Origin of the sequence: Rhizobium bangladeshense, from assembly GCF_017357245.1 — a bacterium.
In the GTDB taxonomy this organism is placed as follows: Bacteria; Pseudomonadota; Alphaproteobacteria; order Rhizobiales; family Rhizobiaceae; genus Rhizobium; species Rhizobium bangladeshense.
The window spans coordinates 3,386,670-3,401,349 of the sequence record NZ_CP071612.1; the positions used below are offsets into that span (position 1 = coordinate 3,386,670).

General features: G+C 60.4%; 21 protein-coding genes and 1 pseudogene. 11 read left to right on the forward strand and 11 right to left on the reverse strand.

Features of this window, described 5'->3' with window-relative positions:
• Positions 1–9: 9 nt before the first annotated feature.
• From J2J98_RS16440 to J2J98_RS16450, 3 genes are all read right to left on the reverse strand, one after another.
• Positions 10–795 (reverse strand): ThuA domain-containing protein, encoded by a 786-nt coding sequence (locus tag J2J98_RS16440; protein ID WP_207601610.1) that lies wholly within the window; start codon positions 793–795, stop codon positions 10–12.
• Positions 796–987: 192 nt separating this feature from the next.
• On the reverse strand, positions 988–1,329 hold the full coding sequence (locus J2J98_RS16445) for an SMR family transporter (RefSeq protein WP_064705951.1): 342 nt from the start codon (positions 1,327–1,329) through the stop codon (positions 988–990).
• 15 nt (positions 1,330–1,344) lie between these two features.
• On the reverse strand, positions 1,345–1,908 hold the full coding sequence (locus J2J98_RS16450) for a TetR/AcrR family transcriptional regulator (protein ID WP_207601611.1): 564 nt from the start codon (positions 1,906–1,908) through the stop codon (positions 1,345–1,347).
• Positions 1,909–2,078: 170 nt separating this feature from the next.
• Here J2J98_RS16450 and J2J98_RS16455 point away from each other — a divergent pair, with 170 nt between their 5' ends.
• Entirely contained in the window at positions 2,079–2,468 is a 390-nt protein-coding gene (locus tag J2J98_RS16455) for a group II truncated hemoglobin (protein WP_207601612.1), read from the forward strand.
• A gap of 2 nt (positions 2,469–2,470) precedes the next feature.
• Positions 2,471–2,842: a DUF423 domain-containing protein gene (locus J2J98_RS16460; RefSeq protein WP_207601613.1), complete on the forward strand. Its 372-nt coding sequence runs from the start codon at positions 2,471–2,473 to the stop codon at positions 2,840–2,842.
• Here J2J98_RS16460 and J2J98_RS16465 read toward each other — a convergent pair.
• The 6 genes and pseudogenes from J2J98_RS16465 to J2J98_RS16490 form a co-directional block, all read right to left on the reverse strand.
• Positions 2,839–3,211: pseudogene (locus J2J98_RS16465) on the reverse strand (VOC family protein). The gene J2J98_RS16460 and the pseudogene J2J98_RS16465 sit on opposite strands and share 4 nt — an antisense overlap.
• Entirely contained in the window at positions 3,208–3,522 is a 315-nt protein-coding gene (hmuQ, locus tag J2J98_RS16470) for a heme-degrading protein HmuQ (RefSeq protein ID WP_207601614.1), read from the reverse strand. The pseudogene J2J98_RS16465 and the gene hmuQ overlap by 4 nt, the downstream one beginning before the upstream one ends.
• A gap of 9 nt (positions 3,523–3,531) precedes the next feature.
• Positions 3,532–3,807 carry a hypothetical protein gene (locus tag J2J98_RS16475; RefSeq protein ID WP_207601615.1) on the reverse strand — a complete coding sequence of 92 codons (276 nt, stop codon included), beginning with the start codon at positions 3,805–3,807 and terminating at the stop codon, positions 3,532–3,534.
• The gene (locus tag J2J98_RS16480; RefSeq protein ID WP_064711375.1) at positions 3,804–4,211 is read right to left on the reverse strand and encodes a DUF2325 domain-containing protein; all 408 of its coding nucleotides are present in this window, start codon (positions 4,209–4,211) and stop codon (positions 3,804–3,806) included. The genes J2J98_RS16475 and J2J98_RS16480 overlap by 4 nt, the downstream gene beginning before the upstream one ends.
• A 107-nt stretch (positions 4,212–4,318) precedes the next feature.
• Complete coding sequence (locus J2J98_RS16485) at positions 4,319–5,641, reverse strand: energy transducer TonB family protein (RefSeq protein WP_207601616.1); 1,323 nt, start codon at positions 5,639–5,641, stop codon at positions 4,319–4,321.
• Between the two features lie 55 nt (positions 5,642–5,696).
• Positions 5,697–6,122 carry a hypothetical protein gene (locus tag J2J98_RS16490; protein ID WP_064711373.1) on the reverse strand — a complete coding sequence of 142 codons (426 nt, stop codon included), beginning with the start codon at positions 6,120–6,122 and terminating at the stop codon, positions 5,697–5,699.
• A 177-nt stretch (positions 6,123–6,299) separates the two neighbouring features.
• Between J2J98_RS16490 and hemP the strand changes: the two genes are divergently transcribed.
• The 7 genes from hemP (at position 6,300) to J2J98_RS16525 (ending at position 11,313) form a co-directional block, all read left to right on the forward strand.
• Positions 6,300–6,482, forward strand: a complete 183-nt coding sequence (gene hemP, locus J2J98_RS16495; RefSeq protein ID WP_064706159.1) for a hemin uptake protein HemP — start codon at positions 6,300–6,302, stop codon at positions 6,480–6,482.
• Between the two features lie 8 nt (positions 6,483–6,490).
• On the forward strand, positions 6,491–7,540 hold the full coding sequence (locus J2J98_RS16500) for a hemin-degrading factor (protein WP_207601617.1): 1,050 nt from the start codon (positions 6,491–6,493) through the stop codon (positions 7,538–7,540).
• An 11-nt stretch (positions 7,541–7,551) separates the two neighbouring features.
• Positions 7,552–8,481 carry a heme/hemin ABC transporter substrate-binding protein gene (locus J2J98_RS16505; RefSeq protein ID WP_207601618.1) on the forward strand — a complete coding sequence of 310 codons (930 nt, stop codon included), beginning with the start codon at positions 7,552–7,554 and terminating at the stop codon, positions 8,479–8,481.
• A gap of 2 nt (positions 8,482–8,483) precedes the next feature.
• The gene (locus tag J2J98_RS16510) at positions 8,484–9,596 is read left to right on the forward strand and encodes a FecCD family ABC transporter permease (RefSeq protein ID WP_207601619.1); all 1,113 of its coding nucleotides are present in this window, start codon (positions 8,484–8,486) and stop codon (positions 9,594–9,596) included.
• A 22-nt stretch (positions 9,597–9,618) separates the two neighbouring features.
• Positions 9,619–10,413, forward strand: a complete 795-nt coding sequence (locus J2J98_RS16515) for a heme ABC transporter ATP-binding protein (protein WP_207603153.1) — start codon at positions 9,619–9,621, stop codon at positions 10,411–10,413.
• 147 nt (positions 10,414–10,560) lie between these two features.
• Positions 10,561–10,905, forward strand: coding sequence for a DUF883 family protein (locus tag J2J98_RS16520; protein ID WP_207601620.1), 345 nt, complete (start codon positions 10,561–10,563; stop codon positions 10,903–10,905).
• A gap of 9 nt (positions 10,906–10,914) precedes the next feature.
• Positions 10,915–11,313 carry a hypothetical protein gene (locus tag J2J98_RS16525; RefSeq protein WP_138396424.1) on the forward strand — a complete coding sequence of 133 codons (399 nt, stop codon included), beginning with the start codon at positions 10,915–10,917 and terminating at the stop codon, positions 11,311–11,313.
• Between the two features lie 281 nt (positions 11,314–11,594).
• Here J2J98_RS16525 and J2J98_RS16530 read toward each other — a convergent pair whose 3' ends face one another.
• A complete protein-coding gene (locus tag J2J98_RS16530; protein WP_064695458.1) occupies positions 11,595–12,152 on the reverse strand; it encodes an RNA polymerase sigma factor in 558 nt (185 codons plus the stop codon).
• 9 nt (positions 12,153–12,161) lie between these two features.
• Positions 12,162–12,368: a NepR family anti-sigma factor gene (locus J2J98_RS16535; protein ID WP_064695530.1), complete on the reverse strand. Its 207-nt coding sequence runs from the start codon at positions 12,366–12,368 to the stop codon at positions 12,162–12,164.
• 253 nt (positions 12,369–12,621) lie between these two features.
• Here J2J98_RS16535 and J2J98_RS16540 point away from each other — a divergent pair, with 253 nt between their 5' ends.
• The gene (locus tag J2J98_RS16540; RefSeq protein ID WP_020922074.1) at positions 12,622–13,416 is read left to right on the forward strand and encodes a response regulator; all 795 of its coding nucleotides are present in this window, start codon (positions 12,622–12,624) and stop codon (positions 13,414–13,416) included.
• A 192-nt stretch (positions 13,417–13,608) separates the two neighbouring features.
• Positions 13,609–14,604: a sensor histidine kinase gene (locus J2J98_RS16545; protein WP_171049306.1), complete on the forward strand. Its 996-nt coding sequence runs from the start codon at positions 13,609–13,611 to the stop codon at positions 14,602–14,604.
• Positions 14,605–14,680: the final 76 nt, after the last annotated feature.

The window sequence follows — 14,680 nt, forward strand, 5'->3', positions numbered from 1 at the left end:
GAATGCTCCTCAGCGGTAACCGGCTTCGCCGGCCTGGTGCAGTTTCGGGCCGCGTTCGACGATCGGCTCCAGTGCCTTTTCTACCGGCACATTCGGAGCGTCGGTAATGCTCGTCAGAGCGCCCGCAGGGTTATAGGCCCACTTGACGCCGTTGATCAGCACCTTCTGGATAGTGGCGTCGTGATAGGTCGGATAGGTCTCGTGGCCGGGACGGAAATAGAAGATGTTGCCGGCGCCGCGGCGCCAGGTCAGGCCCGAGCGGAACACTTCCCCGCCCTGGAACCAGGAGATGAACACCGTTTCGAGCGGCTCCGGCACTGAGAACTGCTCGCCATACATTTCCTCGTTCTCGAGCTCGAAATGCTCGCCGATGCCGGCGGCGATCGGATGGCGCGGGTTGATCGTCCACAACCGCTCGCGCTCGCCCGCCTCACGCCATTTCAGCGCACAGGGCGTGCCCATCAGTCGCTTGAAGATCTTGGAGAAATGGCCGGAATGCAGCACGAGAAGGCCCATGCCTTCCCAGACGCGCTTGGCGACGCGCTCGACGACGGCATCGGAGACGGCGCCGTGATCCTTGTGGCCCCACCAGGTCAGCACATCGGTTTGCGCAAGACGGGCCTCGCTCAGCCCATGTTCCGGCTCCTGCAGCGTCGCCGTCGTCGCCGAGATGCCGGGATCCTTATTCAGCGCATTCGCGATCGTCGTATGCATGCCTTCGGGATAGATGCCCCGGACGACTTCATTGGTATTCTCGTGAATATTCTCTCCCCAGACGACGGTGCGTATGGCCATGATTTGCTCCTCTGGAAGCTGGAAGTATCAACAGGCGGGAAAGGCCGAATTCAAAGCGCTTTGGAAAGTGTCGCTGACAGCGCCTCGTCTCCTCGACGTCAGAGGAACACATAGACCTTTGTCAGGAGTTTGACAAAGGGGAAAATCTCTCGTCGGCCTCTAGAAGAGGTTTTCCGCAATATCGCTATGGAATCAATGCGAAACGGATTTCGAGAACAGATTGACCACGAGTACGCCTGATATGATAAGACAGAGGCCGACGATTGCCGGCACGTCGAGACGCTGCTTGAAGAATACCAGGCCAACCGAGGAAATCAGCACGATTCCCAAAGCGCTCCAAATCGCGTAGGCAATGCCTACGGGAATGCTCTTCAGCGTTAGCGACAGGCAGTAGAAGGCGGCAGCGTAGCAGGCGACGACGATGGCCGTCGGCCCCATGCGGCTGAACTGCTGGGATAGTTGCAGCGCGGTCGTGCCAATGACTTCGAGCACGACGGCGACGAGAAGCAGCCCATAAACGGCAGCCTGGCTCATGGCGAACTCCCTAGATTACTTTCCGGTCAGATCGACAAGGCGGTTGATGAGGTCGCGCCTTAAAGCATTGTTGATATCATGGCTGTCCAACGTATCGGCGAACCACAACCCATCGGCGGCGAAACGCACGATTTGCGCATCGAGCGAGGAATCGGTGCCGACATATTCCTCCGCCCGCGCCTGCACCCATTGACGCCAGCGCAGGCGCAGCCGGGGCTCGGCGAGCAGGGCGATGGTTACCTGAGTCCAGCTTTTGGAATCGTCGGGACGATCCTTGAGGCCGGAGACTGCTTTGAGGTAGGCGCGGGTGAAGCGACCCTGCGGCAATGGATCACCGCGCATCAGCTCCTCGATGTCGGCGTCGAACCTGTCGAGCAGGCTCTCGAACAACGCGTCGAGCAACGCATTCTTCGTCGGGAAGTGATGCAGTAGTCCGCCCTTGCTGACGCTGGAGGCAGCAGAAACCGCGTCTAGCGTCACGGCGGCCATGCCTTCGTTGACCACAAGACGCGCCGCAACCTCCAGCAATTGCTGGCGCACGAGAGCGGGCTGTTTCTTGCGATGGTGAGCTTTCGACATGCAAACAAAAGAAACCGTCTAGACGGTTTTGTCAAGAAAAATCGGCGTAAGGCCAACTGTGTCGGGACTATGCGCGAAATGACGCGGCACCTTGATGACAGTTGCGATCATGTTATCTCCGGTGCATGAAGGATCGCGCAATTGCTATGGGATGACAGCGGGATGGTTTCGTGACGGAGAAGGTCACCACTTTATATGAAGCGATTGGCGGTGATCCGGCCGTACGGGCACTGACGCACCGCTTCTACAAGCTGATGGATACACTCCCGGAGGCAAGCAACGTGCGCGCCGTGCACCCGCCGAGCCTCGAAGGCAGCGAAGAGAAATTCTACGACTACATGACCGGATATCTCGGCGGCCCGCCACTCTATACTGATAAGCGCGGCCACCCGCGCCTGCGCAGCCGCCATTTCGTCGCCGAGATCGGGCCGATCGAGCGCGACGAATGGCTGCTCTGCTTCCGCCGCGCGCTCGATGAGACGGTCGCGAGCCAGGCGCTGCGCGATCTCATCTGGGCGCCGGTCGAGCGCCTTGCCTATCACATGCAGAACAAGGAATAACCATGAGCCTCAACGCGCGTCTGGAGCCGGTGCTCCATCTTTTTGCCGGCCTGTTCGGCGTAGCCGGCGTGGCGCTCGCAGCGCTTGCCGCGCATGGCGGCGGTGAAGCCAGCCTTGCCGCATCCGCGTCCGCCATGTGCCTCGCGCATGCGCCTGCCCTGCTGGCATTGGCGCTGGGCACCACCCGGCTCAAAACCGCCTGGCTGGCCGGTTTTCTGATGATTGTCGGAACGCTGCTCTTCGCCGGCGATCTCGTCACGCTGCGCCTTTCCGGCTCCGGCCTCTTCCCCTATGCCGCGCCGACCGGCGGCTGGGCGATGATGCTTGGCTGGCTGGCCGTTGCGGGAGGCGCCATCTTCCGCGTAAGGGCTTAGGCGCGCTGCTGTGGCACACGGCCAAAGCGCAAGAGATTGCGGTGCGGATCATGGATGTAGAATTCCCCCCATGTTCACGGCCGCACTTCCATCTCGGTCAGGCGCTCGATGCCCCGCTCGCGATATTCCGCGTGGAGGGCGCCGATAGGTTCGCCCCTGAGATAGATGGTGGCCTTCTCATCAAAGCCCGGCATCTCTGGTGCGCCAAAAATCCAGTTCCATGTCGTCACGCCGCAATATGAGATAGTCTTCTGCGTGATAGACGACATTGGCAAAGCCGAGCTTGTCTCGATAGAAGGCGAGCGTCGCATCGATATCGAGCGACGGCAGAACCGGTAGGACCTCGATACGATCAGACCCCTGCTTCATATACCATCGACGACGTTGAAGCCTTCGAACACCGGCGGCTCCTTATACATAGCCTTGCGCTCGCCGGCGTTACGATGCGCCGCGCGAAAATTCTCCGACTTCGTCCAATTCTGAAAGTCCTCTTCGCTCTTCCAGACCGTGTGCGAGGAATAGAGAGTGTAGCCCTCCTCTTCGTTGGACTTGCCGCGCAGCAGGCGGAATTCGACGAAACCGGGCACCACGGCCAGGCTGGAATCGCGATTGCGCCAGACGGTCTCGAAATCGCCCTCCGTTCCGGTGACGACCTTGAAGCGGTTCATTGCGATATACATGAAATCTCCTTACGCCTTCCTTTTGGCCGCCGCCCTTACCGCGGGTGAGGGAAAGGCAAGAATATTATTGCCGTTCGCCGCCGCAGCGCCAAGCGGCCTTGCCGCCGCCTCTCCGGGCATGCGCGCCTCCCAGGTGGGGAACAGCGTCACATTCTGGTAGATCTGCTGGCGTTCGATATGCTGCTGAAGAAGTTCATAGAGCTCGGGCACGAGACCATCGCCGGTCTGCGAAGCAAGCTTATGCAGGCCGATCATGGTGAAGCCGTCGGGGCGCTGGTCGTTCATCGGGAATTGTCTCGTTCGTTCATTGTTTGCAGTGCACGTTCCAGGCTGGACTTGCTGCCGTTGCGGAGGGGGATGAAGGCCTTGCTGAACTTCTTGCAGCCGGTCTTCACGCGCAGGCAGGCATCGTGGCTGATACAGTCGATGGGGCAGAACACGCAGTCGACAGAGGGAAGCAGCGTGTCGATGCGGGAGACCGCCTCGCGAAGGCCGCCATCGTGATGAATGAGCTCGGCGCCGAAATTGCTGGCGATCTGGCGAAGATGCGCCACTTGGCAGTCACGCCCGCCGACATACAGAAAACTGCGGCCATCCAGCTTGGATCGTCCGTGGGACGCCTGGCTGACCTCCTCACCCGCGCTGTCGCGGACCTCCCGGTTCGATCCCTTCTTGCCCTTGCGAGCCATATGCCACCCGTTCGCTCGTTGGTCGTCACACGATTCCTGCGTGTGCGGATGGACTTTATTAAACTTGATTTTCCTCGTAAAGTATAAAGTTGAATGTGTTTGTCATATTATTCGACTGAGATCGGAAGCGACGTGAAGCTCCTTCCATTTCCACCAGGCGTCGGGCCGAATGGTGCCGCACGCCGGATAGCATCGATGGCAATCTGATCGATCTCGGGGACGCCGGACCCGTTCACCACACGAACGGAAGTTAGGCCTCCGCTGCCATTCACCGAAAACGAGACGACCACAGTCCCCTCGACACCACGCGGCGTTCTGATTGCACGGCGGATGCGACTGCGGACCTTGCCATCGTAATTGGCAAAAGCTGCCCGTCCGATACCATCATTGCTGCTGGCGCCACTTGAATTGCGTTCCGACTGAGCTGACGGGTTGCCCTCGGCAAAACCTCGTACCGAATCCTGCTGCGCTTCGCTCTGGGAACCAGAAGACTTTTTCGGCGGCCGCCTCCTTTCAACCTGTTTCGGTTTCTCCTGGAGCGCCACTTTTGGCTTCGGCTTCGGCGTCACAATCTCTTGCGGCACTTCCGGCTCCGGCTGAATCTCCGTCATCTCAATCGGCTTCACCTCTTCGGGCTCCACAGCCGCAACAGGCGGCACCTCGGAGGGTTGCACTTCCGCAGGAACTTCCTCAGATTTCTGCTCCTCCGGAACAACCGTCGACATCGGCTGCGCAACGGCGGTTTCAGCCGGCACTTCCGACACGAGAACTTCCGGCTCGACGGCTGCCATGGATTCCGGAGAGACACGCGTTATCTCAGGAGCCGGAGCTTGCTGAACGTGATCCTGCGTCTCGACAGGTGTAACCTCAATTGGCTGAACATTTTCGGGCTGAAGACTTGCCGTTTCCGTCGACTGGATAGTATCCGGCTCGACCGCCTCCGGAATGATCTCTTCCTGGACAGTCACCTCGGTCTCGCCGGCAGCAGTCTCATCGACATCCGAGTTGCCAAACATGACGACACTCACGGCTTCACCAGCCTCCTCAACCGCCTCCTCCGGGACCTTGGGGAAAGCGATGAGTAGCGCCGCGGCCAGCGCAGCGTGGAAAATCAGCGACCCGACGCACGTCAGCGCCACCCGCCGTCGTACCGGCTTCCTCTCATCCTCCTGCTTCTCCGCCGACGCATCCATTGGCGGCGCGGAAACGGGAGCGGCTGGTGCGGCTTCCGGATGGTCGGGAAAGGAGGATATCTGCGCAAAACGCGTGTAGTGGGTCACTGTTTCGCCGGCTGGCTGCCGTTGCGCGTTGCGAAGTTCCGGAAGCTCGTGACCGGGGTGCATGCCGGGCCTATTGTCGTTCAAACTGCTACCGGCGTCCGCCTCCCCGATGAGCACGTGTCTCGATCTGGATTTCGCTGAAATCGCCATTGTTTACGCCTCGGACAGCCAAAAACAGGTCCGCCGGGTTCATCCCGGCGTCCTCTTATCCCTCGAAGGGAACGGAGATCTGCGAGCGGGTGACGAGACCCTTCATGCACTCGCCGGTCGCCGGCCCATCGCAGACCGGCGTGTCGTTGATGAGGATGCGAGTCACGCTCTCGCATTTGACATTCGGCATGTCGAACTGGCGTACCCGTTTCTTGCCTTGCGGCAGATCGCGGAAGTCGAGAACCGTGATGCGGTCGACGGCATTCTTGTCGTTGAAAAAGGCGAGCTCGAAGGAAATCTTATTGATGGCGGCGGGCAGCTTGTTGAGCGCCACGAAGGTCATCATGCAGCCCTTCTGCGAGGGCGCCAGCGCGTTGAGCTCGACGTCGAGGGAAGCTGCGGGCGCTGCCTCCTGCGCTTGGGCTACGCTTGCAATCGTCATCACCAAGCCGGCCGCAAAGGCCGCAAACCTACCCGTCATAATCTTCTCCGCATTGTCGCGAGCCGTCGGCGGACGGCGTCGTATCAGCAATCTCAAAAACTTGACTACGTTAGTCTTCTATTGCGTCTTTAAAAAACTATGAGTAAGAAAGTCAAGATAATTGTAAACGCAACCGGGGACCTTCAGATCCCCGGTCTCACGGAATTGCCAGCCGAAATGATGGTTGAAAAGCCAGACACCTTTAAGCATGCGCCACTGCCCAGCGAGCCGGCGGCGCAACACCGGATCGTCGAAAGCGCGGATCTTTTCCGCGGCACGAACGAGATCATGATCAGACACGACGGGCTGGTTTACCGCCTGAAGATTACCCGCCAGGGCAAACTCATTCTCAATAAATAGGGCAAGACATGACTGAGCAGAAAAGACCGGCTCCATCAGAAATCCGCGCGTTTCGCGCCGAGAATCCGAAGATGCGCGAGCGCGATATCGCCGCCCAGCTGAAGATTTCCGAGGCAGCCCTCATCGCCGCGGAAGCCGGCATCAGCGTCACCCGCATCGACGGTAGCGCGATGAGACTTCTCGAGCGCGTGGAACGCCTCGGCGAAGTGATGGTGCTCTCGCGCAACGAAAGCGCCGTGCACGAGAAGGTCGGCGTCTTCGAAAACATCAAGACGGGCATGCAGAGCGCGATCGTGCTGGGCGAGAATATCGACCTGCGCATCTTCCCGAGCCGCTGGGAGTACGGTTTCGCCGTCTCCAAGAGGGATGGCGATCAGGAACGCCTCAGCCTGCAATATTTCGACAAGGCAGGCAACGCTGTGCATAAGGTGCATCTGCGCCCGAATTCGAATATCGAAGCCTATCACGCGATCGTCGCCGAACTGAAGCTCGAAGACCAGTCGCAGGAATTCGTCGAGGCCGAGGTCTCGAATCCCGCTGACGAATCCGGCGACGTCAGCCGCGATGAGCTGCGCGACAACTGGAGCAAGCTCACCGACACCCATGAATTCTTCGGCATGCTTAAGCGCCTGAAGATCGGCAGGCAGGCAGCAATCCGCACCGTCGGCGACGACTATGCCTGGAAGCTCGACAATACCGCGACCGCAGAGATGATGCATGCCTCGGTGAAGTCAGGCCTGCCGATCATGTGCTTCGTCGCCAATAACGGGATTGTCCAGATCCATTCCGGCCCAATTTTCAACGTGCAGGCGATGGGACCGTGGATCAACATCATGGACCCGACCTTCCACCTGCATCTGCGCCAGGATCACATCGCCGAGACCTGGGCCGTGCGCAAGCCGACCAAGGATGGCCACGTGACCTCACTTGAGTCTTACAATGCCGAGGGCGAGATGATTATCCAGTTCTTCGGCAAGCGGAAGGAAGGTGTCGGCGAACGCGCCGAGTGGCGCGAGATCATGGAAAACCTACCGCGGACAGCAAGTGTCGCCGCATAAGGATCATAGCGATGACGATGCGTAACAATCTGCGCCGTATGCGCCTTTGGGAACTGGCCCTGTCGGCGGCCGTCATGGCGCTGCCCCTGATCCCGACGGCGCCGGCCAGCAAGAGCTTCGCCTTTGTCGGCGCCGCCCAGGCCGAGGAGAAAAAACTCGATACGTCGCGCCTGGTTTCGGTCGGCGGCGACGTCACGGAGATCATCTATGCGCTCGGCGAAGAAAGCCGGCTGATCGCCCGCGACACCACGAGCCTCTATCCCGAGGCGGCGCTGAAGCTACCGAACGTCGGCTACATGCGCGCGCTCTCCCCGGAGGGCATCCTCGCCATGAACCCGACGGCGATCATCGCAGTCGAAGGATCCGGCCCGCCGGAGGCGCTGACCGTGCTGAGGAATGCCAGCGTGCCTTTCGAAACCGTGCCGAATACCTTTACGCGCGACGGCATCATTGCCAAGATCGACCGGGTGGGTGCTCTACTTGGCGTGTCCGACAAGGCGAAAGCGCTCGAAGAAAAGGTCGCGGCCGGTCTCGACGCGGCGATTGCCGACGCTGAAAAGCGTCCTGAGGCGGAGCGCAAGCGTGTTCTCTTCATCCTCAGCGCCCAGAACGGCCGGATCATGGCATCGGGCACCGGCACGGCAGCTGATGGCGTCATCAAACTTGCCGGTGCCATCAACGCCGTCGGCGTATTCCCGGGTTATAAGCCGCTGACGGACGAAGCGATCATTGAAGCGAAGCCCGACATCATCCTGATGATGAACCGCGGCGATGGCGCCGGCACCAGGAACGAGGATCTGCTGGCGCAGCCGGCGATCGCTCTGACGCCGGCCGGTGAGAAGAAAGCGATCATACGGATGGACGGCGTTTACCTGCTCGGCTTCGGCCCACGCACGGCAAGCGCTGCGCGTGACCTGAACGCGGCGATCTACGGGGGCTGATCATGGCCCTGCCGCAAGCCTTGACGGAGCGAAGGCGATTATTCCCGATGGCGGCAATACACGAGAGCAGGCAGGCAGGCGACAGGACGCCTCTCGCCCTCCTGGCGATCGCCATGCTTATCGCGGGCTCTGCCTTCTCGATGCTGTTTTCGGTGACGACGGGCGCCTCGGATGCCTCTATCGTCGACGTTATCGCCAACACGGCTGGCTCCGAGACGGCGCTCAGCGCCCGCGACCGGATCATCATCTTCGATATCCGATTGCCCCGGACGATCCTCGGCTTCCTGATCGGCGCCTCGCTCGCCGTCTCCGGCACGGTGATGCAGGGCCTGTTCCGCAATCCGCTGGCAGATCCCGGCCTCGTCGGAGTCTCCTCCGGTGCCAGCTTCGGCGCCGTCGTGATGATCGTGCTCGGCAGCGGTGTCGCAGCCCCGCTACAGGCACTTTTCGGCATCTATGCTCTGCCGGCGGCCGCTTTCGGCGGCGGCCTCATCACGACGCTGCTGCTCTACCGGATCGCGACGCGCCACGGCCAGACCTCGGTGGCGACGATGCTGCTTGCCGGAATCGCGCTGGGCGCGCTCGCGCTGGCCCTGACCGGCCTGCTGATCTACAGGGCGAACGATCAGCAGTTGCGCGATCTCACGTTCTGGAGCATGGGCTCGCTTGCCGGCGCCACCTGGACGAAGATCGCCGCCGCTGGTCCGATCATCCTCTTGTCCTTCACCGCACTTCCCTTCATGGCCCGCGGCCTCAATGCCATCACTCTCGGCGAGGCGGCCGCCTTTCATATGGGCGTGCCGGTGCAACGGCTGAAGAATGTGGCAATCGTCGGCGTCGCGGCTGCGACCGGTGCTTCCGTCGCCGTCAGCGGCGGCATCGGCTTCGTCGGCATCGTCGTGCCGCATATCCTGCGCATGGCGATCGGGCCGGATCACCGCTTTCTGCTGCCGGCCGCAGCCCTTCTCGGCGGCTCGCTGCTGATCTTCGCCGACGTGCTCGCCCGCACCGTGGTCGCCCCGGCCGAGCTGCCGATCGGCATCATCACCGCGGCGGTCGGCGGGCCGTTCTTCCTGTGGATTCTGCTGAAGCAGCGTTCGCGCCTTGCCCTCTGAGCGAGTTGTGAGTTACGTACAGATGATCGAAGTGTCCGGCCTCTCCGTGCGCCTTTCCGGCAAATCAATCATCAGCGACGTCGCGTTCACAGCAAAGGCCGGCGAGCTGACGGCGATCGCCGGACCGAACGGCTCCGGCAAGACGACAACGATGAAAGCGATCTCCGGTGAGCTCGCTTACGACGGTTCCGTGCGTATCGGCGGCGAGGAAGTGAAGGGGCTGAAACCCTGGCAGCTTGCAGCCGTTCGCGGCGTGCTGCCGCAGGCCAGCACCATCTCCTTTCCCTTCACCGTGCGCGAGATCGTCCGCATGGGGCTGACCTCGGGCCTGAACCTCAATCCCGACAAGGCCGATCAGACGGCTGCCGCTGCGCTGGCCGCCGTCGACCTGATCGGCTTCGAAGGCCGCTTTTATCAGGAACTTTCGGGCGGCGAGCAGCAGCGCGTGCAGCTTGCCCGCGTGCTCTGCCAGATCTCCGAGCCCGTCGCCGACGGCAAGCCTTGCTGGCTGCTGCTCGACGAGCCGGTCTCCAGTCTCGACATCAGCCACCAGCTGACCATCATGTCGCTTGCCCGCACGTTCTGCGAACGCGGCGGCGGCGTCATCGCCGTCATGCACGATCTCAACCTGACAGCGCTTTTTGCCGACCGCATCGTGTTGATGAAATCCGGTCGCCTCGCCGCCGCCGGAAGCATCGAGGAAGTGATGACGGACGAGACGATGCTTTCGGTGTTCGGCTGCGCGCTAAGGATCAACCAAATCCCGGCCGACGGCACGCCTTTCGTGCTTGCCCACAGCGCCGTCTCCCACGCCTGAGCCTGCGCAAGCGGAACTTTTGCCCCGGCAAGACGTTGTCGGCAATGATCTGGGTCAATGCCGGGCGACATCATTCATGCAACGGACGGTGGTGACCCTCGTGCGAAACAGGCGGGCTCGCGCGCGCCCCAGCCAATGGAGACAGCCATGAGCTATTCTATCTTCCAGTCCGGCCGCAGCCGCCGCAACGGCACCTTCCGCCACCTCGAATCCGGTATCGAAGAACAGATCGAGGCATTGCGCGATGAGCTCGCTGCATTGACGCGCCTCGTCGGCAAGAACTCGCGCCACCAGAGCGAGAATATTCGCACTCAGGCCAACGCCGGCTATGAGGAACTGCTCAGCCGCAGCGAGGACCTGCTGCGCGAGCTGCAGCACGGCTATGAGCGCGGAGCGACCGAAATGCGCGAGACGGTGCGCAAACATCCGCTGGCGACCATCGGCGCCGCTGCCGCTTTCGGCTTGGCCCTCGCCTTCCTCGCCCGTCGCTGAGGAAGCTCGATGCTCTCGATCCTCAGCCTGCTGACCGGCGCAAGCATGCATCGGACCATCGCGCGCGTCAAACGCAACAGCATCTTCATCGCGCTTGCCGCACTCTTCCTCCTCACGGCCTATGCGCTGGCGGTGGCCGCCGGCGCCATCTGGCTCGCCGGCATCTATGGTCCGCTTGCCGCAGTCCTGTTCCTGGCCGTCTGCGCACTGCTGATCGCAATCATCATGTTGGTGGTCATGTCGATCATCAACGCGCGTGAGGCACGTCGCGCCCGCGATCGCCGCGCGGCGCTGGAATCTCTGGCGACGGTGGGCCTCGGCCTCGTCCGCGCCCAGCCGCTGCTCACCGCCGGCGTGCTTGCGGCGATCGTCGCGGCCAATCTTGTGGGTTCGAAGCGCGAGGATTGAGTAAGCAGGACAAGGTCCTGAAATCGGTCGTGAAATGAAACGCACTACCTCTCCTCCCTCATTCCTGTGCCTGTCACAGAAATCCAGCCACGGCGCGTCCGCGCCGTGAATGACTCTTATTGCAACAAATGAGTCTTTCGCGCCCAAGGACTTGGACGCACTGGAGTCCTGTGACGAGCACAGGATTGAGGGAAGAGAGCGCTTGGTGCCCGCAGCGTGTGGCGCCTACGCTCATGACAGCCCAAAAGGGATCCCAAAGAGCCGCCGGCCTCAATTACTTCTTAGAACGCAAAAGCCTTTGACGTCAGCGGTGCGGACGTCGCATCCGGACCGAAATCGGCCTCGCCTGAAATCTGCAGCAATTCCTGCAGCCGCTGACGAGCGCGGTTGACACGGCTCTTGATCGTGCCGACGGCGCAGCCGCAGATTTCTGCTGCCTCTTCGTAGGAAAAGCCAGAGGCGCCGACGAGGATGATCGCCTCGCGCTGGTCGGGCGGAAGCTGGTCGAGTGCTTTTTTGAAGTCCTGAAGATCCAACGCGCCATATTGCGAGGGGTGCATCGCCATCGATTCCGTGAACAGCCCGTCGCTGTCCTGCACCTCGCGGCCGCTTTTGCGCATCTGGCTATAGAGCTCATTGCGCAGGATCGTGAAGAGCCAAGCCTTCATATTGGTGCCCATCTCGAAATGATCCTGCTTGGCCCAGGCTTTCATGATCGTATCCTGGACGAGATCGTCGGCACGGTCATGGCGGCCGATGAGTGAGATCGCGAATGCGCGAAGACTAGGTAGGGCGGCCAGCAGTTCCCGCTTGAAGCTGGGTTGCACTTTTTCTTCCATGCGACGATCCTATTCGGCCATCTTGGCGGAAGCCATCATCTCGGCATGGTCGAGTTTTTCGAGAAGATCGAGAAAACGATCCGGGATCGCCTCATCCTGTGCAGCCGCGTAAAGCGACCGCAACCTGACACCGATCTGATTGTTCGGGTCCAAAATATCGCTTGCCCGCAGCTCCAGCTTTCGCTGATCAGCTGCATCTTTCTTGCGTGTCGTCATCAATTCGTCTTCTCGCCGTTTGTCTGATGCAGAGCGTGCACGGATAATTACGAAATCAAACACCGACACCGACCGTTACACTATCGATGTCGCTGATATTAGCCGCGGCATGGGTCAAAATGCTACGCCCTTTCTTTGTCGGCTGGAATAATGCGGCGCGACAAAAAAAGTTCCTGCCGTTCCGGAACTTTTTTATCAAGGCAGCGTTAATCGCTCATTGAACCTATTACCGGCCTGCATACGGGAGCCATTAATGACACTTTCTACTCGAATTGCGCCGCACCTTCCCTATCTGCGTCGCTATTCCCGCGCCCTTACCGGCACCCAGACTTCAGGCGACGCTTATGTCGCTGCCGTTCTCGAAGCCATTATAGCCGACTTGTCGATTTTCCCGGATACAGCCAATGACCGGGTCGCACTTTACAAACTGTTCACGCAACTGTTTGGTTCCACCGCAGTCCAGATTCCAGAGCCTACCTCCCCTTATGCATGGGAACAGCGCGCTACGCTCAACCTGTCCAAGGTTTCACCGGGTGCACGCCAGGCCTTCCTGCTCGCTTCGGTGGAAAATTTCCGCGTTGCAGAGATCGCAGAAATTCTCGAACTCGATGAACAGGATGTCATGCAGTTGCTCGACAAGGCCTCACAGGAAATCTCCCGTCAGGTCGCAACCGACATCATGATCATCGAGGATGAACCGCTGATCGCCATGGATATAGAGCAAATGGTCGAAAGCCTCGGCCACCGTGTTACCGGCATCGCCCGCACGCACGCCGAAGCCGTCGCGCTCTACAATAAGACGAAGCCGAGCATGGTGCTCGCCGACATCCAGCTTGCCGACGGCAGTTCCGGTATCGACGCGGTGAACGACATCCTCAAGACATCGAGCGTGCCGGTGATCTTCATCACCGCATTCCCGGAACGGCTTTTGACTGGCGAGCGCCCCGAACCGACTTTCCTCGTGACCAAACCGTTCAACCCCGACATGGTCAAGGCTCTGATCAGTCAAGCGCTTTTCTTCAATGAATCGACCAAGGTAGCCGCCTGAGACGCAATTTTCCGGCTCTCGGAACCAAACCGCCGAAACAGGCGTTCCGGTGCTACCGGGGCGCCCCGGCGACTTTAACGGTTTTTGCAGCGCTTTATTCTAGAGTTGGCAGGCGTTTCTGAAAGGGGTCCCGTTCAGCGACGCTCCGAGATGTCACAAAGGAAAGGCGGCCGAGTGAATACGACTGAACCATTGTCGGACACGCCTTTCACCTTCGAAGGCAAAGCCGCAATGATGGAGCGAGCGCTCGGCAGCGCTGGGATTTCAATCCTCTGCCAGGACGCCCGGCTTTCGATCTTTTACGCCGAAAATCTGCCGCCGCATTTCGCAGCGCTTTTTTTGCCCGGCGGCAGTGATGCCGCCCTTTTCGGGGATGTCCAGGGGCAATATCTCACGGCGCTGAAGCGTAAGGTGCTGGAGACCGGTATTCCCAACAATGCCGAGGTCGACATCGATGTCGACGGCGAAATGCGAACCTATGAATTGAAAATCCAGCGAACCGGCGAACGCGGCACGCTCGGGCTACTATCCGTGATGACGGAGGTGACCGAAAGCCGGCATCGTGAAAAAGTGCTGAAATCGCTGTTGCGCGAACTCTCGCACCGTTCGAAGAACCTTCTCGCCATCATTCAGGGCATCGCGACGCAAACAGCGCGCAACACGCTCTCGCTCGACAGCTTCCTTCTCAAGTTCCGCGGCAGGTTGCAGTCGCTTTCCAATTCCCAGGACCTGGTCACGGATTCCAGCTGGCGCGGCGCCTACCTCTTCGAGCTTGCCGAAAAACAGTTCGCCCCCTATTGGCCGGAGACGGCCGGCTCCATGCCGATCTATGGCATCAATGCCCACCTGACGCCGAATGCAGCCGTGCATCTCGGGCTTGCCCTCCACGAACTCATCGTCAACTCCGCCTCCTATGGAGCGATATCAAGCGGCGCCGCCTCAATCACTTTGAACTGCCGTGAGGCGATGATCAACGACAGGAAAGCGATCGAGATTGCCTGGGCCGAAGTGTTGCAGGATCAGTCGGAAGTCCATGAATTCAGCGACAACAGCTTCGGGCGCACCGTACTGGAGCGTGTCGTGCCCTCGTCAGTCAACGGTAAAGCGGAGCTGAGCCTCGTGCCGGGCCGAATCGAATATCGGCTGACCATTCCGGAAACAGAATTCGAAATCTTCAAGCGCATGTGAAAGCCAGAACCGATGAGCCGCCGGCAACGGAAAAACAGCCGGTGCGAGGGCGGCGCACCGGCTGTCTTCACTCACC